General features: G+C 60.0%; 21 protein-coding genes and 3 pseudogenes. 13 read left to right on the top strand and 11 right to left on the bottom strand.

Annotated elements, in window-relative coordinates; genetic code table 11:
- Positions 1–79 precede the first annotated feature (79 nt).
- The gene (locus F6S12_RS11155; RefSeq protein WP_011061714.1) at positions 80–565 is read right to left on the bottom strand and encodes a winged helix-turn-helix transcriptional regulator; all 486 of its coding nucleotides are present in this window, start codon (positions 563–565) and stop codon (positions 80–82) included.
- 116 nt (positions 566–681) lie between these two features.
- Here F6S12_RS11155 and fabF point away from each other — a divergent pair, with 116 nt between their 5' ends.
- On the top strand, positions 682–1950 hold the full coding sequence (fabF, locus tag F6S12_RS11150) for a beta-ketoacyl-ACP synthase II (protein ID WP_011061715.1): 1269 nt from the start codon (positions 682–684) through the stop codon (positions 1948–1950).
- A gap of 64 nt (positions 1951–2014) precedes the next feature.
- Here fabF and F6S12_RS11145 read toward each other — a convergent pair whose 3' ends face one another.
- The 3 genes from F6S12_RS11145 to F6S12_RS11135 form a co-directional block, all read right to left on the bottom strand.
- Entirely contained in the window at positions 2015–2482 is a 468-nt protein-coding gene (locus F6S12_RS11145) for an anti-virulence regulator CigR family protein (protein ID WP_125063867.1), read from the bottom strand.
- 132 nt (positions 2483–2614) lie between these two features.
- On the bottom strand, positions 2615–2848 hold the full coding sequence (locus F6S12_RS11140; protein ID WP_011061717.1) for a YceK/YidQ family lipoprotein: 234 nt from the start codon (positions 2846–2848) through the stop codon (positions 2615–2617).
- Positions 2849–2917: 69 nt separating this feature from the next.
- Complete coding sequence (locus F6S12_RS11135; RefSeq protein ID WP_015635914.1) at positions 2918–3421, bottom strand: hypothetical protein; 504 nt, start codon at positions 3419–3421, stop codon at positions 2918–2920.
- Between the two features lie 196 nt (positions 3422–3617).
- Here F6S12_RS11135 and F6S12_RS11130 point away from each other — a divergent pair, with 196 nt between their 5' ends.
- On the top strand, positions 3618–3863 hold the full coding sequence (locus F6S12_RS11130) for a hypothetical protein (RefSeq protein WP_011061719.1): 246 nt from the start codon (positions 3618–3620) through the stop codon (positions 3861–3863).
- Between the two features lie 104 nt (positions 3864–3967).
- Complete coding sequence (locus tag F6S12_RS11125; RefSeq protein WP_053152158.1) at positions 3968–4609, top strand: hypothetical protein; 642 nt, start codon at positions 3968–3970, stop codon at positions 4607–4609.
- A 134-nt stretch (positions 4610–4743) separates the two neighbouring features.
- Here F6S12_RS11125 and F6S12_RS11120 read toward each other — a convergent pair whose 3' ends face one another.
- Positions 4744–5712: a threonine/serine dehydratase gene (locus F6S12_RS11120; protein WP_315868908.1), complete on the bottom strand. Its 969-nt coding sequence runs from the start codon at positions 5710–5712 to the stop codon at positions 4744–4746.
- A 227-nt stretch (positions 5713–5939) separates the two neighbouring features.
- Here F6S12_RS11120 and F6S12_RS11115 point away from each other — a divergent pair, with 227 nt between their 5' ends.
- The gene (locus tag F6S12_RS11115; RefSeq protein WP_015635917.1) at positions 5940–6413 is read left to right on the top strand and encodes a hypothetical protein; all 474 of its coding nucleotides are present in this window, start codon (positions 5940–5942) and stop codon (positions 6411–6413) included.
- Positions 6414–6503: 90 nt separating this feature from the next.
- Here the strand turns inward: F6S12_RS11115 and F6S12_RS11110 are convergent, their stop codons facing one another.
- On the bottom strand, positions 6504–6641 hold the full coding sequence (locus F6S12_RS11110; protein ID WP_011061723.1) for a hypothetical protein: 138 nt from the start codon (positions 6639–6641) through the stop codon (positions 6504–6506).
- 61 nt (positions 6642–6702) lie between these two features.
- Positions 6703–6843 (bottom strand): hypothetical protein, encoded by a 141-nt coding sequence (locus tag F6S12_RS11105; protein WP_003083582.1) that lies wholly within the window; start codon positions 6841–6843, stop codon positions 6703–6705.
- 291 nt (positions 6844–7134) lie between these two features.
- On the opposite strand from F6S12_RS11105, the gene F6S12_RS11100 reads away from it, so the two are divergent.
- The 6 genes from F6S12_RS11100 to F6S12_RS11075 all read left to right on the top strand — a co-directional run bounded on the left by F6S12_RS11100 (position 7135) and on the right by F6S12_RS11075 (position 11581).
- Positions 7135–7608 carry a hypothetical protein gene (locus tag F6S12_RS11100; RefSeq protein ID WP_015635918.1) on the top strand — a complete coding sequence of 158 codons (474 nt, stop codon included), beginning with the start codon at positions 7135–7137 and terminating at the stop codon, positions 7606–7608.
- 120 nt (positions 7609–7728) lie between these two features.
- Positions 7729–7890 (top strand): DUF2986 domain-containing protein, encoded by a 162-nt coding sequence (locus F6S12_RS11095; RefSeq protein WP_019093064.1) that lies wholly within the window; start codon positions 7729–7731, stop codon positions 7888–7890.
- 445 nt (positions 7891–8335) lie between these two features.
- Entirely contained in the window at positions 8336–8899 is a 564-nt protein-coding gene (locus F6S12_RS11090) for a hypothetical protein (RefSeq protein ID WP_315868907.1), read from the top strand.
- Positions 8900–8924: 25 nt separating this feature from the next.
- On the top strand, positions 8925–9320 hold the full coding sequence (locus tag F6S12_RS11085) for a hypothetical protein (protein ID WP_011061727.1): 396 nt from the start codon (positions 8925–8927) through the stop codon (positions 9318–9320).
- Between the two features lie 544 nt (positions 9321–9864).
- Complete coding sequence (locus tag F6S12_RS11080) at positions 9865–10524, top strand: class I SAM-dependent methyltransferase (RefSeq protein ID WP_019093065.1); 660 nt, start codon at positions 9865–9867, stop codon at positions 10522–10524.
- Between the two features lie 7 nt (positions 10525–10531).
- On the top strand, positions 10532–11581 hold the full coding sequence (locus F6S12_RS11075; RefSeq protein WP_315868906.1) for a hypothetical protein: 1050 nt from the start codon (positions 10532–10534) through the stop codon (positions 11579–11581).
- 262 nt (positions 11582–11843) lie between these two features.
- Here the strand turns inward: F6S12_RS11075 and F6S12_RS11070 are convergent, their stop codons facing one another.
- Positions 11844–13337, bottom strand: coding sequence for a DUF1254 domain-containing protein (locus tag F6S12_RS11070; RefSeq protein WP_103290130.1), 1494 nt, complete (start codon positions 13335–13337; stop codon positions 11844–11846).
- Positions 13338–13372: 35 nt separating this feature from the next.
- A pseudogene (locus tag F6S12_RS11065) lies at positions 13373–14827 on the bottom strand (DUF1254 domain-containing protein).
- Positions 14828–15154: 327 nt separating this feature from the next.
- Between F6S12_RS11065 and F6S12_RS11060 the strand changes: the two are divergent.
- Together F6S12_RS11060 and F6S12_RS11055 are read left to right on the top strand one after the other, a co-directional pair.
- Positions 15155–16198, top strand: coding sequence for a hypothetical protein (locus F6S12_RS11060; RefSeq protein WP_011061732.1), 1044 nt, complete (start codon positions 15155–15157; stop codon positions 16196–16198).
- 139 nt (positions 16199–16337) lie between these two features.
- Positions 16338–16718 carry a hypothetical protein gene (locus tag F6S12_RS11055; protein ID WP_210483891.1) on the top strand — a complete coding sequence of 127 codons (381 nt, stop codon included), beginning with the start codon at positions 16338–16340 and terminating at the stop codon, positions 16716–16718.
- Between the two features lie 27 nt (positions 16719–16745).
- Here F6S12_RS11055 and F6S12_RS11050 read toward each other — a convergent pair.
- Positions 16746–17060 (bottom strand): annotated as a pseudogene (locus F6S12_RS11050) (2,4-dienoyl-CoA reductase); the annotation flags it as partial.
- 3 nt (positions 17061–17063) lie between these two features.
- Here F6S12_RS11050 and F6S12_RS11045 point away from each other — a divergent pair.
- Positions 17064–17318, top strand: a pseudogene (locus tag F6S12_RS11045) (alpha/beta fold hydrolase); the annotation flags it as partial.
- A gap of 286 nt (positions 17319–17604) precedes the next feature.
- On the opposite strand, the gene F6S12_RS11040 reads toward F6S12_RS11045, so the two are convergent.
- The gene (locus F6S12_RS11040; protein ID WP_041752309.1) at positions 17605–17964 is read right to left on the bottom strand and encodes a hypothetical protein; all 360 of its coding nucleotides are present in this window, start codon (positions 17962–17964) and stop codon (positions 17605–17607) included.
- Between the last annotated feature and the right edge of the window lie 32 nt (positions 17965–17996).

Below are 17996 nucleotides of genomic sequence, written 5' to 3'. Positions count from 1 at the left end.
AGAATCTGCTGGATACCCCAGAACCTGGCCGCCGCACAGCAACCCGCCGCACCCGCAGCATCGAACCAGGCGCCAGGGCTCAGTCAGCCGTAGCCCCCAGGCGCTGGCGCATGCTGGCACTGGCCGCGGGCCCGGCTTGCACCGTGCACGCCTGCAATGCCACCAACCGGCCGCTGGCGACCTCCGCCATCACAGGCTGTACCGCAAGCCCGGTTTCCCGCTCGACAAGTTGCACGCTCTCACCTTCGGGAGCGTAGTGACGATTGCCCCAGGCCACGAAAGCCATGAGCACCACACGAAAGTCCTCGCCCTTGGCCGTGGGCACATATTGATAGCGCAGAGGGCGCTGGCTGTAGGCCTCACGTACGAGCAACCCATCCTCCACCAGGGAATTGAGACGCCGGGTCAGCATGTTCGGGGCGATCTCCAGGCTGCGGGCAAACTCGTCGAAGCGCCGCAAGCCATGCAAGGCATCGCGCATGATCAAGATGCTCCACCACTCCCCCACCCGCTCCAGGCCTCGGGCGATCGGACACTCGGCTTCAATCAGACTCTTTCGTTGCATGGCTGGCTCCTGCACTGCACCTCGGTAATTATGGATTCGGATGTTACTTTCATGATGATAGTATCGTCCACGTTTCGTTGTTCCCCAATCACGTACGCTGAAGGAGCAGGATCCGCATGAGCAAACGCATCGTAGTCACCGGCATGGGCGCAATCACGCCACTGGGTTGTGGAGTCGAACAGGTATGGCGGCGCCTGCTGGCAGGCCAGTCCGGCATCCGCTCGTTACCGGAAGAACTCATCGGCGAGCTGTCGACCACCATCGGCGGCCAGGTGCCCGACTCGCTCCAGGACCCGGAGGCCGGCTTCGACCCGGACCAACTGCTGGCCCCCAAGGAACAGCGCAAGATGGATCGCTTCATCCTCTTCGCCCTGGCCGCGGCCGAGGAGGCCCTGGCCCAGGCCGGCTGGAAGCCGGATACCGCAGAAGCCCAGGAACGCACGGCCACCATCATCGCCTCCGGGGTGGGCGGCTTCCCGGCCATCGCCGAAGCGGTACGCACCACCGACAGCAAGGGCCCGCGCCGCCTGTCGCCGTTCACCATTCCCTCGTTCCTGAGCAACATGGCCGCCGGGCACGTGTCGATCCGCCATGGTCTAAAGGGTCCCCTGGGCGCGCCGGTGACCGCCTGTGCCGCCGGGGTCCAGGCGATTGGCGATGCCGCGCGGATGATCCGCGCCGGGGAAATCGACATCGCAGTGTGTGGCGGTGCAGAGGCGGCCATCCACCGGGTCAGCCTGGGCGGCTTCGCCGCAGCCCGCGCCTTGTCCAGCGAATTCAACGACACCCCGGAACGCGCTTCCCGTCCGTTCGACCAGGCTCGGGATGGTTTTGTCATGGGTGAAGGCGCCGGCCTGCTGGTCATCGAGGAACTGGAACATGCCCTGGCCCGCGGCGCCCGGCCCATCGCCGAGCTGGTGGGCTACGGCACCAGCGCCGACGCCTACCACATGACGGCCGGCCCGGAAGACGGCGACGGCGCCCGTCGCGCCATGCAGCAGGCTCTGCGCCAGGCCGGTATCCAGGCATCTCAGGTGCAGCACCTCAATGCCCACGCCACCTCCACCCCCGTGGGTGACAAAGGCGAGCTGGCTGCTATCAGAACGGTGTTCGGCACCGACAGTGGACTGGCCATCAGCGCCACCAAATCCGCCACTGGCCACCTGCTGGGTGCGGCCGGAGGAATCGAGGCGATCTTCACCATCCTCGCCCTGCGCGATCAGATCGCCCCGGCCACCCTCAACCTGGAAAACCCGGACAGCGCCGCCGCAGGGCTGGACCTGGTCAGGGGGCAGGCTCGCCAGCTGGCCATGCAATACGCACTGTCCAATGGCTTCGGCTTTGGCGGGGTGAATGCCAGCGTGCTGTTCAAGCGCTGGGAATAGCCCTTCGGGCCTGGGCTCCCTGCCGGGGTTTGAGTTGCGATTGGCTGAAACCCCGGCAGCCCCATCAGTTCAACACGTCATTCAGCACTTCGTAGATGACCCCGCTGGCGATGGCCACCAGGATCAGGTCCGTACCGGCCTGCCGCCACTCATACCCCTCATAGCGTGGCAGTTGCCCGAGCAGCCGGCTGTCCAGCTTCTTGGCGATGCCTGGTGGAAGGGGCTTGCCACGGGCCAGGTTCTTCTGGATACCGGGAGGCAACGCCGGTCCCGGGCTCCAGTAATCACGGTGCCCACCCAAGATGCCGAGCACGTTGCCACGATCGATGCTCGGGCCATGGCTCCAATCGTCAGCAGCAGGTTTCTTGCCCTTGCCGTGGCCCTCCCGGTTGCCCTGGCCACGATCATCCTGGGCGTCCTGCTTGGAATGGCCTTGCCCCTTGCCCCCGCCCGGATCGGCCAGAGCCAGGGGGGAAGCCGCAGCCAGGAACAGGCAGGCAAGAACGGTAACAAGCGGACGCGATGTGTGCATGGTGGTTCTCCTCAGGCAGCGATTGCCAGAATCAACTCTAGACGGCCTTTCTATCCTGGGGTCGTCCCCGCCCCTGAGCACGGATCGGCCCGCCCACTCACCTGCCCGTTCAGCCCAGCTGAACCTCGAGAGTCAAAGGCTGCAACTGTGCTGGTATTCAAAGGGAAACATCAGCGTATCCACCACCCCGGAAAACGGCGCATCCAGCGCCAGAAACGGCCAGAGTACGCCGTTGTTTTCCTTTGCCAGGGCCCAGTCCATGCGCACGCCGATATAGGGACAGGTGTAGGGAGTGGTTCGGGTCATCAATGCCGTGCACCCGCTCAGCCCCAGGGTCAGCACCAGCCACAACAGACTTCGCAACACGTAACGTCCTTATTACTTGCATCGGCAAGCACCATGGGTGCTGCATGACCAACGCTTCAGAGATCGAGATCAAGCCTTGTAGTCGCAATGGATCTGCAGGCTTTCGGTAGGGTTGCGATGAATCTGAAAACCGCACTGCCCCAGGGTGGCCTTGACCTCCTCCACTACCGCCGAGTAACGCGCCTTGCGCTGTTCCTGGCGGGCCGGCGAGGTAAACACACCCAAGGGCAGAAAGCGCAAGCGCTTGCCATCGAGGACGATGGACAGGTCGACATGAGTGCCGTCCACGTCATGGCCATTGGAGCCGAAAATATCCTCCAGCTCCTGCTTTCGCCGCGGGTAACACAGGCAGAAAAGCCGGATGCCCAGCCAGCGCGACAGGGTTCTGAAAAACCCCAGGCAACTGCTGTTGGGTTCGTAACCCCGGGTTACCAGCAGTTGCACGGAGCGAGGCAGTCTCGACTGGACCTCAAGCAGTTGGGCGAAGACCCGGGCATCTATCGAGACCTCTGAAGACGGCCAGCGTGGCCCTATCCTCAAGCCCTGGTGATCACCCTTTTTCAAAATCAGCATGCAGATCAAATCTGGTTTCCAGGCGGACCAGAATGGTACACAGAGCAGCCCCTGAGCGCTGGAAAATCGCCGTACAAAAAACCAGCTCACTGGCGCAACTCCCCCCTTTTCTCCCCGTGACAGCCCACCGACGGTTTAGTTAAACTGCTAGTGGCTCATAGCCATTACCCTTCATCACAGTGACCGCAGGGGCTGTATGTACGACTTAACGAATCTGGTCATTGTCGATAGCCGCTTCGGCTTGAACGTCTTGCAGGTCACCGCGGACCTGGTTGCCGGGGCACTGGAAGAACTGCTGCAAAATTGCGCAAGCGGCGCGAACATCACCCAGAAACTGGATTACTCCATCCTCAGCATCTACCAGGACAAGCTTGAAGCGGCCATCCGCGATATGAGCCTCCCGGTCCTCCCCATGCTCAGTGCTGCCGACAGCCTTTGCTGACAAGCCGCCAACAGGGGATGGCCGGGCTGAGGTTTCCTGGCAACGCCTGAGCAAACCCTTTACATTGCCCGCCGGCCCCCCCTCTTGATTAAGGACAGATCAACATGAAGCTTGTTTACGCCCTCTCACTTGCAGCGCTGACCCTGGTTGGATGCGACAAGAAACCCGAGCCGGTGGCAACCGGCCAGGCAGGCGCTGCCGCCCAGTGCTTCAAGGACACCGATTGCAAGGGTGATCGGATCTGCGAGACCGGCAAGTGTGTATCGCCACAGGCGGCTCCTGCCCTCGGCGAGCGCCCCGCCCCGACAGTCGCCACCCAACCGGCCCCAGAAGCGCCCCGGGTCAGCTACGTACCGCTGATCATCAGCGGCGACGACATCGGTGGCGTATTCACCACCAGCACCCGCGAAATGGGCGGTTCGGCCATCAACTATGTATCCCGCGCCGGTGTCGTCAATGTGATGGACTACGTGGTTGAAGACCCGGACCTCACAGGATACGTCGCCGTCGAGAAAGCCTATGCCTTCGGTGGCAAGTATCTGCTGGTGGTCTCCACCGGAGAAGGTGGCGCCAGCTGCCCCGCCACCACCTACGCCTTCACCTTTGACAGTGCCTCGGAATCGGTGACCGGCAAGATGGAAATCAACAACTGCTCGGAGCTGGTCGAAAGCCTGGCCGATGGCAACAAGCTGATCGTCAAGAAAGAAGACGTACAGCACGTTTTCTACAATGGCGATGTGAAGTAGGACCTGCACGGCTGGCTGGCCAACCTGGTGCGCTGAGAGGGCTGCTCGCCCCCTCTCAGCGCCGGAGCGCGTACGTCAGCCAGCACTCGCTTTCGATAGCGAGCGACCTGTTACAGACATCACCCTGGGAATGTTCAGGAAATTCCCGCATAGGCAGCCCATTTCGTCATGTCTTGAAGGGATATGTTCCCACCACAGACGACAAGGCCAATAACCGCGTCGGCAGGCAGCCTGGGCGCGGTGGCAACGACCGCGGGCACAAGCGCGCCAGAAGCCAGCTCAACCCATTGCCTTGTCCCTTGCGCAAAGGACAGCATGCCCTTGATCGCCTCTTCGTCAGGGACCACAACCATGTCTTCGACATAGTGGCGAGCGTGGGCAAACATCAGCTCGTCGATGATCGGAACGCCAAGGGTGGAGACGATCGAACTGACGTCGATATCCACCGGCCTGCCCGCCTGCAAGGCCTGGCTCATGGAGTGTGCGCCGGCGGTCTCTACGCCCCAGACCCGGATCCCGGGCTTGATTGCCTTCAAGGCCGTGGCCACCCCCGCCAGCATCGCCCCGCCGCCGACCGCGACAAACACGTCGGTCAGGGACGGGCAGTCGGCAATGAACTCAAGGGCCAGTGTTCCATGCCCCTCGGCAATCAGCGTGTCGGCGCAATCGTCGATCACCACATAGCCCTCTGCCTCCAGGGTCTTGGCCCGGGCAAAGGCAGCATGCACATCCGCTTCGACAATGACCGTACTGCCGGAGGCGCGAATGCGTTCGACCGACGAAGACGGCGCGCTCTCGGGCATGATCACCGTCACCCTGGCGCCGAAGCGCTTGGCCGCCTCGCCGATGGCAATGCCGAAGTTACCCCCACTGACGGCGACGAAGTGGCTATCGCTCAGGCCCTCCTGTAACGCCGAGAACTTGTTGAGTACCCCGCGGGCCTTGAATGAACCACCGGCCTGCAGGTTTTCAAGCTTGAGAAAGACAGGTCGTTCAACCATGCCTGCCAGCATTGAACTTTCCACCGTCGGCGTACGAACTACCGATCCATCTATCCGCTGCGCTGCTGCAACGATGGATTTGAAATCAATCAGCTGAGTCATCTGGGGCCAATATCCTTGGTCTGAATGTGTGCAGGACTCCCAACGTCCGTGTCTGGCCAGCTTCGCCAGCCGCGATGAACGCTACAGGACAAACCGGGGAATGCGCCACCTATTCAAGAGTTATGGACAGCCGATGAGCAACCTGGAGTAGCTCATGGATCATCGCTGCAAAAACAGCGTCGCCCAGTGGTAGGCTAGCGGCCCTCCACCACCAGGAAGCCTTCCCAGTGACGCCCATCATCTGCGCCAACGAGTTCGACATCTGTGTTTCCATGCCCGACTTCGTCACCTGGGCGCAGGACGAGCCTGTTCCCAACGCCGATCTGGCGGCGGCATTGAACACCCTGGGAATCGCTCTCGACATTCGCAAGCTGTACACCAGCTACTTTGACGAAACCCCGGTTGGCGCTGGCGACGTCCACATTTATCCGGGTACCGAAAGTGCAAGCCTGCTGGTCATCGATCTCTACCGAGACCCCACCGACCAACTGGATATCGTCAGTATTTCGTTGAAGATAGAACCTCTGCTGCTGCCCTTGGCCCTGCCTCATCTACGAGGCTTTTTTGATGCTGCCGAGTGCCAGGTTGCCTTCAGGCAGTCCAGCCATTCACAGCAGTTGCGCGCGCTGATCGATGAAACCCGATACCCCGCCCCAGCCGATGAAAACGGCTATCGGCAGCAGCTGATTGCCCATCTTTGAAGAACCGGCCACAGGCGCTTCGGCACCTGCCGATCAGGCCCAAGGCAGAAGCAGGCCCGACCTGGGCCGGGCCTGCCATTGGCAACTAGCTCAAGGGCATTCGCAGGTGGACGGACCGAATACCGGGCCGCTGCACGGATCTTCGGACGGGCCGAACACCGGGCAAGAAGCCTGGGCCGTCAGGGTGAAGCCCCACAGCAGCAATACCGCCAACATCACTTTTTTCATTTGCGACCTCCTGGTCAGTCATCCAGTCACCCATGCCCCCTGACGAGGGCACGGACATTCATCAAGGGCATTCGCAGACCGTAGGCCCGAGCACCGGGCCAGCGCACGGATCCTCTCCCGGCCCCAGCACCGCGCAGTCGGCTTGCGCCGTCAGCGAAAACATCCACAGCAGCAGCGAAGCCGCCAGCATTTTCCTTTTCAACCTGACCTCCTTGGTCGAGACCTCGATAGTGTTCTGTGCCCTGCTCTGTCACCAGAGTCGGACACAGGCCCCCTGTATGGCATGACGCAGGCTCAGTCCGCGCGCCCTGCCGCCGGGCCCGAGACAGCAAAGACCACTGCCGGCGATTGCGCCAGTGTGGCGTGTTGTCGCGCCTGTATGGCCGGCGCAAATCAGCGCACGGCGGCTCTTCAGCACAATCTTGCACTGGCCATGCCGATATTTTTCAGATTATCTTTTGCCGAAAATCCAGGAACACAAGGAATCTGTGTCATGCCTTCACTCAAGCTCGTATGCCTTGCCCTCACGGTTCTGACCATCAGCGCCTGTGCCATCCCAACAGCCAAGACCGAACCCAACGACGTCGAGATCGCCGCCCAGAAACTGGTGGGGCAGCCGGCCAAGAATGCGTTTCAACTGTTCGGCAGGCCCGACCAGGGCATGGGGCCTTCTTCCTACGGCAGCGGAGGTTTCTACCTGTGGAACCGGGTGCAGACCCATACCACGCCAGAGAAGGTCTTCGTGCAGACCGGCGTCGAGTACGTCGGCCAGAAGGAGACCTGGGTAGGCATTGGCGGTGGCGGAGTCGGCGGCATGATGCCGGTGGGGAGCGAAGCGGTCTATCGCAAGACCGGGTATGAGGAAAACCGGACAGTGCTCGATTACTTCTGCAGCATCACCCTGTACACCGATAGCCAGAACATCATCACCGATGCCAGCGTAATCGACTGCAACAGCAAGAAGTGATCGGGTGATCCAGCTAAACAGGGCCGCCACCCAATCTTGTGCCACCAGGGTTCACCCCGGGTGGCCGGCCTGCCCCCCTTAGCTGATATCATTCGGCAACTTACCCGCCGAGTCGCACACATGAATCGCCGCAAGAAAATCAACCAACTGCTGAAGGCCAACGCCAAGAAGGCCAGCGCCAAACTGGCACCGAAGAAGAAGTGCACCTACATCAGCAAGGCCGATCGCTTGAAGCTGGCGGCTGAAGCCGTTCAAGACCCGATCATCGCACCCGAAAGCTGATCCAGCCCCCCCCCCAACAGCCTTGGCCGCCGTAGCACACTGCCCCCTCCCCGAGCGGCCCTGGCCTTTACCTGAATTCACCCGGCCCCCTCGGGCCTGAGCGCTCCATCGACCTCCTGCGGCCTGCCCTGGCATAGCTGCCCGCCGCAGTTTCCGCGGCCCTGCTCGATAGCAGCAATACGCCATTAGCACATTTGCCCTAATCGACCCACGACGCCCGGCGCACCTATATTTCTACCCTTGAGCGGCCCACCTGCTGCCACGAACAAAAAACTCGAGGAGCGCCCTCTGGTCATGGCAGCCACTCACCAGAGTCCGCCCTGCCCATCGCCCGATACAGCCCCTGAGCTTGGCCACTCACCGTCTTGCCAACGGACTGAGTTGATTTTTCTTCACCCGCAAGCACCGCCTCCAGGTGCCCACCACAGCAAAGGATTGTTGCCCTATGCTCACCTCCCTCAGACCCTGGCTGCCCGCCTTGCTGCTGTGCAGCCCGCTGGCTGCACAAGCGGAAAGTGCCCCGGCCGGCGACTTCTGGATGATTCATCACCAGGGCAGCCTCAACAAGAACGAAGCCTTCATCGTCGACGGTGAACCTTCCAACATCTTCCTGCGCAAGGGCGGTGTCCGTTCGCTGGGCGTCTATCAGCTCTACGAAGAAGGCGGCAAGCCAACGATGACCGCGTATGACGTCGAAGTCGACTGCGCGAAGAACCGGGTGCGCCTGAACGGCGCGCAGAACTACAGCAAGCTCTTCAACGACTTGCGCCCGAAGAAGGTTTCCACTCAATGGCAAAAGCAGCCCGAGCCCTGGATAGCCCAGACCCGGGACTTCCTCTGTCATCCGGAGCAGCGCCAGGCGAAGCAGATGTATCCGCTCGGCAAGATGCCTACCTCGCAGATGATTTCGGCCGCTCCGGGGCTGTTCCAGTTAATGAATCACGAGCACACCAAGACGGCCATCCTGAAGATCGTCGACCAGGCATTCGATCAGATGCCCGCCAAATGAACGCACTATTTATGGAGAACGTGCGATGAAAAGACTGCTCGCACTGGGAATAGCCGCCATCTTGCTCAGCGGATGCTCGGCCATTCCAACCCTGCCCGAAGCCCAGGCTCGCAACTACTGGAAGAACCGCCCGGTTGGCGAGGCGATCGAGCACTTTGGCGTCCCCAACCAAGTCGCCACCGCCCCCGAAAAGGACTGGGTGGTACTGATCTATAAACGCGACACCTCGTACACCTCACGCGAAGCGCTCGGCACCTACACCGGGCCACAGAACGGCCAACTGGTACACGCTGAATACTGGGGCGACGTGACCAACTCAGCCAGCTGCGAAATCCGCGTCGCCATCAACCGCGCCAGGCAAGTGGACTACCTGCTGACTCGAGGCCGATGCGCCGGCATAAAGCTCAAGCCAGAAGCCTGACCCTCCTTGACCCGCCCCGGGCGGCCAGAGCCACGCCGGGCCAGGGGTCTGCTCCTGGCCCATGGCCAACCTCCATAGCGGCGGCACCAGACGATCTACTGGGCGGTATAGCTCGCGTGGCATCGAACAACCATTCCAAATTTGACCTGTCGCCACTGCTACAGCACTATCCGCCTGCCGAAAAACGTGTAGGGGTCGTGCTCGATGGCAGGGCGGCGAATTACGCTGCCACGAGCAACTCCGCAGGTTCAAATGGCGGGCTACCGGCTGATCAATCTGCAGTCACCCCGGACAGCGCAGGGGTGGCTCGCAAGACCCAAGGTTGGCTTGGCCAGTGTCGCCTTGCCCGGCACGGTAGCGGGCGAACACTGCAAATGATTGTTGGGAGCTGTACGTGGGCGACAGTTACCTGGCAACAGTTTTTATGACAAGTTGAGCCCCCTAGGCCCCAGGGTGTTCACGTACTAATCATTTATTTACGGTGCCTGGAGTCCGGGCATTTAGTGCCGAGGTATTTATGGGATTGCTTGATAGAGATTTTAGGTTGGACAGTGGTGAACGACTCACCGCATTGCACCCGGATGCACTCCCGCCCGATGCCATCGCTCGCTATGAATTCGCACGCGAGGTCCTCGCCGACCTGCCGGGGCCGCTGCTGGGCGCCGATATCTTTTGCGGCAATGGCTATGGCACTCATCTGCTGGCGCAATCCCTGCCCTGCTTCATGCACGGCATCGACGGCTCGGCCGAGTCCATTGACCTGGCTAACCGCAATTATGTCGATTTGAACGTACTGTTCAGCCAGAAATTTTTTCCGTTTTCACTGCCAGCCAACCACTTTGATTTCATTGTGTCGATCGAGTCCATCGAGCACGTCGAGCAGGGCGAAGCGTTCTTTGGGCTGATGGTCCATGCATTGAAGCCCGGCGGCCGATTGATTATCTCCGCACCCAACTCACAGGTTGTGGACCTGAGCAAAAACCCCTACGCGTGGCACTACAAGCACTACACCGTGGAAGAGTTCCTGAGCTTGGGCGAACGGCATGGTTTGACCCTGATGACCTGGCTGGGGGCCGACTGCACGTTGGTCAATCCAAGTAGCGGAAAGGTGGTCTCGGGCAATTACTACAGCCCCCATAGCGGTGCTTTGACCGCAGGCCGTATCGGCGATACGCAAACTTTTTACTTCCAGAAACCACAGTGAGCCCGGCATGACTGTTCGCAAGAAACTCTACTTTATCGGTTGGGATTACAGTACGCCGCGATCAGTGCCCTTCAAGCGCGCGTTGCAGGATCTGGACTTCCCTTGGGAACCGGTGGCGTTGGTGCACGACAAGGTACTGATTGATGCCGTTGATGGCATTCAACTGATGACCACTGAAGACTTCCTGGCGCAATGCATTCCGGGACAGACGACAGCCCTGCTGTTCTCTCACGATGAGCAGCAACGCAGTCTGTGGCAACGCCGTGGTCGTGACCACGGTATTCAATGGGTCGACCAGGGCGAGTTGCTGATGGACTACGCCGCGCTGTTGAGCGACAGCGGGCGATCCCGGGATCTGGGGACGATGATCCTGCCGCAGGCATTCGACTCGGCAGCCCGTGACGCACTCAGGGCTTTTTGCGGGTGCTGGCCTGACGCGAAGTCCAACCAGACCTTCGAGGCGTATCTGAGCTTTCTTGATACCGGGTTGGCCACTCGGCTGTCCGAGGTCATGCAGCCCCTGAGTGAGCATCCGTTTTATCAGGCTGCCGCTCAAAGGCAGTCCATGCAGCCTTGCGAAACTGAAAACACCCTGGTTTGGGAGATAGCACCCAAGCGTACGGCCTTTCTTGAGCAAGCCGTATTGCAGTCCCCGAGCAAGCGCGTCAATTACGCATTCTCTGCCATGAATGCCGCAGGCATTGCCGGCGAGGCTGCCAGGCTTAAATTGCTACTGCAGGGCCTGGGTATTTCACCTGCTGCGTCCTCCGTTCACAGCGAGGGTGGGGAGCTGTTCCAGACAGGCGTCGACGGCTTCGATTTGCCGGATATCGCGGCGCCGCGCAAATGGCTGCATCTGCAGGTTGATGATCCCGCCACCCTGCTACAAGCGCTGTCTCAGCACACTCGCGAGTTGCTGGCACATGTGCGAGTAGGTCTGCGACCGACGCAACTGCTTCAATTGCTGGAGCGTCATCCCATCGGCAGCATGACATTGATCTGCGACAGGCCTGGCCCACTGGGATTACAGGTGACAATCAATATAAAGGGGCAGTGAGCGAACTCCCCGCTCTGTGCAAATCTCACCCACGGGTCGACAGTCACTATGGCTGTAATCGTCCGGCCTGATCCCAACGTTCAGGGAAATGGTGTCCACCTAATGAAGTGGGCACCATTTAGCCTGATTCAGACATACCTGACGGCTATTAATGAATGCTCAACGCTATCGCGCAGAGGGTTCAACGTACCGCACACCGGCTACCCTTCGAAAAGCGTTGTTCGCATTGGCCGTCTTATGGGGCACGACACGAGCACACTCATCACTGCTTGAGCAAATCACTCGGTTTCCAGCTCTGGTCAAAGAATGCCTGCTTGGGCCCGTAAAGCCGCACGATCACCAGGAAGCCCTTGTCCGGTACGGTCTTGATCCAGTTCTTGCCCTCGCCCGGAGATTTCGGGCCAAAGTAGATATCGGTGGAGCCGTCGCTGTTCTGCACCGGCTTATCCATCTGATTGAGAGACGGGAACGGCTGGCCGTTGTCCAGGCCCGAGGCGGTCAGGTTGTCGTAGGCGGTCACCGACCAGAACAACGCCGCAGGTACATTTGCCGGCAGGTTGAGCTTGTAGGTCTGGGCACCGTCGAGGAACTTGCCGTCGGCATCACGGGTGGTCGCGGGATACTTGGCACCGGCACCGACCATGTTCATGACCATGCCGGGGCTGTCCGAGTAGGCCGAAGTGAAGAACGCCACCCGCTGCTCAAGATTGGTGAAGCTGCCACTGGACTGAAACTCGGTGTTCTCCCCGGCGAAGGTATTCACGTATTGCCGATCTTTGTAGTACAAGCCGCCCGGTTCCTTGAGCAGCAAATGGCTGGTCACCACCTTGCTCATCTTGAACGCGGTGCGCGCCGCTTCATCGAGCAATTTGCGCCGTTGCGCATCCGGAGCGAAGGGCTTGCCCTTCTCGATGCCCAAGGTGTGCAGGAAGCCACGCATGTCCATGTCTGCCGGGTCCACCGCTTCGGCGTCAATGAAGCGCGACAGCATGTCGAAATAGCGACCATCCTCGGGAAATAGCATGTTGATCGGTGCGCCGGTGGCATCGGGAAATTGCATCGGCAGCGCCGAATCCTTCTTGCCCAGCGGATAGATCTTGGTGCGCTCGACTTCAGCCACCGGCACGCTGAGGTCTTTCGGATCCTTGAAAAAGGTGCGCCAGAACAGGAACACGTTGTTGGTTCGCGAACGATAGACGTATCCCTCGGTCGGCTCCGGCCCCTTGTAGTCCGGCGGCAACAGCACGTAGGTGCCGCCCTTGCCCTTGTCAGGGCCGGCCAGGCCGACGTCACCGCGCCAGGTCTTGCCGTCGATGGTCGGGCCAACGATCGGGCGCTGGAAAAAATCGTCGAACATGCCCTGTACACCGGGAGGTGCTTCGACCACCAGGGGGCCGTACTTCTGCAGGTCCAGATAACTCATGGCGTAGACCAGGTCGGAGTTCGGGGTGGTCACCAGCGTCTTGGCATTGATGCGTTTTTTCCAGGTGGGCAGGATGTTGTAGCCGGCGCCGAACTCTTTCTCCGAAGCCTCCTTCATCGACCAGATGTTGATCGCCGGCAAGGCCCACAGGTACGACTGCACGGCGCGCTGGAACACCAGCTCATCGATCAGGTTGCGTGCAGCTGTCTCAGTCGGGAAGCCCTTTTCAAAGGGCTGGTTGGCCAGTTCCTCATAACGCGTCGCAGCATTGGCCAGGCCGCTCAAGGTAATGGCTGCGGCCAGGGCCGTCAGGGAAGTGCGCAAACGGTTCATGGGCTGTCCTTATGAAACGCAGTTGGAAAATCGGCTCAGTTGACCTTGACCACCGCCGGTGGTGTCCACTGGCCGTTCATTGCAGCGGCTTCCGGCCAGTAGGCGCGTACGTATAGCGAGAAGTCGGCGCCCTGGGGCGCGGGGAGCCAGTTGCTTTCCTTGTCCGCGCCCGGCGAGTCGCTTTGCACATAGAGTGTCAGCGAGCCATCGGCATTGCTCTTGAGCGCTTTGTTCTTGGTGCCGAGGGAATAGCGTCCCAACGGGTTTTCGGCGAAGAAATGCTGTTGGTTGTACAGCGTCAACGACCAGAAGCCCTTGACCGGCGGCAGCGCACCCTTGGGGAAGGTCACGCTGTAGCGCTGGGCGCCATTGAGCCGAGTACCGGCCTCGTCCAGGTCCTGGTAGAAATACTTGGTCTCGATCTGCTTGTTGACGAAGATATTCGACCGGGCGACTGCCGTGCGCAGGAAATAATCGGTACCAAACGCCGCGCCGTTGCTGATGGTGCTCCAGTGATGCGGCAATTGCTGGCCGTAGTTGCGAAACTGCAACAGCGGCTTGACCACCTCGCTGTCAGCCTTTTGCGCTTCGTCGATCATGGCTTTTTTCAGCTCGGGGTCGCGCTGGGCGATTTGCGCCAGCACCGCCAATTGCGCATAGCGCGCCTCTTCACCCGGTAGCGGCCTGGCGTCCTTGAGAATCGCCGGCAGTTCATCAAAGAACTTTTCCGGGAGCACCCAGCGGGTCTCCTCGTCTCCCGATGCCTCGGCAGGGAATTTCGGCGACTTGCTCCAGTCACGCTGCTTGAGTTTGCCGTCGTACTTGGACAGCGGGTACATATCGATGCCTGACAGATAGGGCTGAATGGCCTTGCGATCTTAGGCGGTATCGTCCTGGAATACCCGCGGGATCACGAAACCGGTGTTGGTCTTTGCGCGAAACACCTGGGCAATGCCTTCCGGTACCTTGCCGTTCCAGTCCGGCCCCACCAGTAGATAGAAGCCCGGCTTGGTACCGTACATCTTGCCCAGTTCGGCGAAGCTGTCGGAGCGCAGGTCCACCAGTTGATACACCCAGAAACGGTCGCCGAAGTCCGGCACCTGAATCACCACAGGCTCGATATCCAGGGCAATGCTGCCCGCACCGTAGACCACATCCTGGTTCGGGCAGGCCACCAGCCGCTCGCCAGGGGAAATGTAATCGGTGAGCATCGACAGATGGTTGATCGGTGCTACGGGCACGATACCGCCCATCAGTCCCGGCTCCGGCAGGTCCTTGAACTTCTGCCGGCGGTTGAAGATATTGGCCATCGGCCAACCCCAGAAATACGCTTCCCGCGCCATCATCCGAACGTAGGTTTGCGTTACCTTCACATCGGCTTCAGGCCCGGAGACCTGCGCCATCGGCGAGGTTTGCGCCTGCACAAGCATCGCGGCGAGCATCACTGACGTAGCAATCAAGCCACTGATGAATACGGGGGCTTTCTTCATCCGGCTGCTTCCTTGCTTGAGTGTTTTTTTGGCGAGCGAATCTTTTGCGGCAAGATTGATCGTTGAAAAAACTAGCAGAGGATCCGGGTTGTGCCAGAGAAACGGACAGCAATTCGCCCTCTCCCTGCCTCTACCTGCGCAGGTCGTCATGGGCCTGCGAAGTCGAATTCGCACAGCGTTCAGAGTTCGATATGTGAGGTCAATCACAGCGTATTCTTGCTCTTTGCGCATGCCATCGGACCGGCCTTCCTAAATATTGCGCTCTACCCTCAAACCATTAATATTGCTGTTCAACATCCCCTGCCAACGCCCATCAAGGATTGATACATGAAACTGTTCCGGCAGCGCTCTGCCTTACCCGCCGCGTTGCTCCTCGCTCTTTCCCTCTCCGGTTGCGTCTCCGATCTCGATTCGGGTGCCTACGGCAGCATGGACGATCCGCGCTACGCGCAGCTGTTGGACCAGGTGGACGCAGCACTCAAGGCGAACATGGCGGTGGTGCTGGTGGCGGACGTGATGCCGCACAAGTCGCTGAGCGATGCACTGACCATGACTCAATGGACGCCGACGGTGATCTGGGAATACGAGAAGGATCCGAAGGTGACCTTCGGCCGCAAGTTCCAGACCAACGCGCTGCAGAGGCCGCCTGGCGAAACCTATCTGTTCAAGGCCTTCGAGGTGCATATCCTGCCACCAGGCAAATACTTGCTGACCGGCGGCGACGACTACCAGATCCACGGCTTGCTCGACCAGGTCGGCGCCCGCAGCGGCCCACCCGGTTCGGGCCATGGCGCCAACGGGACTGCCTACCTGTCCCCCGAGCTGTACCGCGAGTATTACAGGGAAGAGGTCTGGAAGGACGCTACCTATGGCAGCGAGACCAAGACCGAAGGTGTCTGTACCGCCGTGCTCAGGGCTTCGGGTGCCTGCGTGAGCTGGGGTGAACAGCAATATACCCAGACGACGGCGCTCTCCCCGGGCGGCTATTACCAACAGACCGATTCTCGCGACGTTCCCGCGATCAAGGTCCAGGCGCGCCTGCCGGTCGACAAGGCGCTTGCCAGTTTCACCATCCAGGGCGGCCAATTGCTGCTGGCCCCACGCATGCACCTGAAGACCCCTGGCTACAAGTACCAGCAGTCGAAGTGCCGGGCGATCGACCCGAAGAAAATCGAGTGCCCTCTCGACAACCTGACCGTCTATACCTGGCCGGCGCCCATGAGCTTTACGCAGAATCTCATCGAGCAGCGCAACCTGAGCGAGAAGCACCGGCAGTTGCTGTCCAGGCTCCAGCCCATGCAAATCACGCCGCTGGGCAAGCAAGGCATGGAAGATCCCATCTGGGGCGTGCCGTTGTCACTGGCCAAGTAAGACCAGTCCGGGGGTATGGGCGTCTCATCGAATACCGTGTCGAGCATGCGCTCGGGGGCCTGTTTGCCTGAATTCGGTACGCCCCCAGTGCAGGCCGGCCGACTGCTCACTTGCCCCTCCTGGCAATTGGAATACTGCGATGAATAAACGCGTCCCCGCCCTGATTTTCTCATCCGCCTTGCTGGCCGCATGCGGCCCCAACAAAATTGTCTACGACCTGCCTTCACCCAGCGGGAAATATCATGTGCAAGTACGCCAGTGCCCGCAAAGCGGATCCATCACTTGGAGCGAGAAGCTCCAGGTCTCGGTACTGGAATCCGGCGTATCGGCAGCCTGCCAATCTGCGGTGCAAGCCTTGGCTCAGTTCGACGCCAATGCGGCCGCAAGCCAGCTCCAGCTCGAATGGATTTCAGATACTGAACTCAGGGCCTGGCTGCCAGGCTTCAACCTCGACTACGGGCCATCATCGGCAACCTACAAACACGACAATCCGGTCAAGGTGACTTTCTCGCCCAAATAATGAGCGGTAGGTTTGCCAGGTATCGACTCACATCGAACGCTTCTCTACCCAACGTCGATATTGGCGGGGGCGAAAGGCCATGGCGAGTTGTTGCAGCACCAGCGCACGCAACGGCGACACGCTCGGATCGGAGGTCAACGCCGCGCCGATCCCCACCATATCCATGCCACTTTGGGCGGCCATTTCAGCGATCGGCCGTCGGCGCACTCCCCCGTTGACCATGACCGGCATCCTGGCGACGGTGCGGATGTCACGCGCAAACTCAACGAAATAGGCCTCGCGCGCCAGGGTACTACCGTCACGGACTTCGCCCTGCATGGCGGGCGCCGAGTAGCTGCCGCCTATGCAAAGGCACACTATGACGGGATCGTGGCGTTTTCTCAGACCGACTTCACCGAGGATTTGAAGAGCATAAAGATCCCCGTACTGGTGATGCACGGGGACGATGACCAGATCGTGCCCTATGAAAATGCCGGAGTTCTGTCCGCCAGACTTCTGCAAAACAGCACCCTGAAAATCTACCCCGGCTTCCCCCACGGAATGCCGACAACTAACGCCGATACGATTAACGCTGATCTACTGGCGTTCGTGCGTAACTAAACCACTGGGGCGGGTAAAGACCCGCCCTTGCTGGCTTAAAACCAGTAAATCGCCGGGGCAAAGACCGAGTCGCCGCCCTCGCCCGCGAGCCATGCTCAATGAAGTTGCAAGGCAGCTAAATAGCCGCCCTCGGAAAACACTAGACTACGAAGCACCCGCCGAACGATTTAGCCAATCTGTTGCATCGACCGGTTGAATCCACAGCCAGAAGCGGTCACTGCATAAACTCGGCGCACGCGAACCGGCAAACCGGAACGCCTGCGGTGTCCACGCTCTGGAAAAAGACTCAGTTGCCCAAGCACTTTAACAACAGGGCCAACACCCAGTCTTCTTGCGAGGCCAATGCCGTGCTGATCTCCTCGCATCTCCCATTCAGAGACAGCAGGTTGCCAGCCAGTACTTCTCCACTGGACATGCACATATCCAAAACAATACTAAAAACCCCGTTACCTACCTGCTTGCTTTCAAAAACAAGCTCAACCTCTTTAGGGAAGATCGTCACGTAGACGAAGAGTATTCCATTCGCGTATGTGTAGTGGCCATGGTTTCTTTTGAGTAAAACATTCTGGCTTTTCGAAGCCTTCACATAAACATTATCTAGAAACCTTTGAAGGATGAGCAAAGGCTCTGGCTTTTCAGTGCTCATTGGGTTTCCTTGCGAGCAGTAGACTTCAACAC

The sequence above is a fragment of the Pseudomonas sp. JV245A genome, from assembly GCF_032424515.1.
In the GTDB taxonomy this organism is placed as follows: domain Bacteria; phylum Pseudomonadota; class Gammaproteobacteria; order Pseudomonadales; family Pseudomonadaceae; genus Aquipseudomonas; species Aquipseudomonas protegens.
The sequence above is the reverse complement of the archived record's forward strand: the minus strand, read 5'-3'. Positions and strand labels throughout refer to the sequence as shown.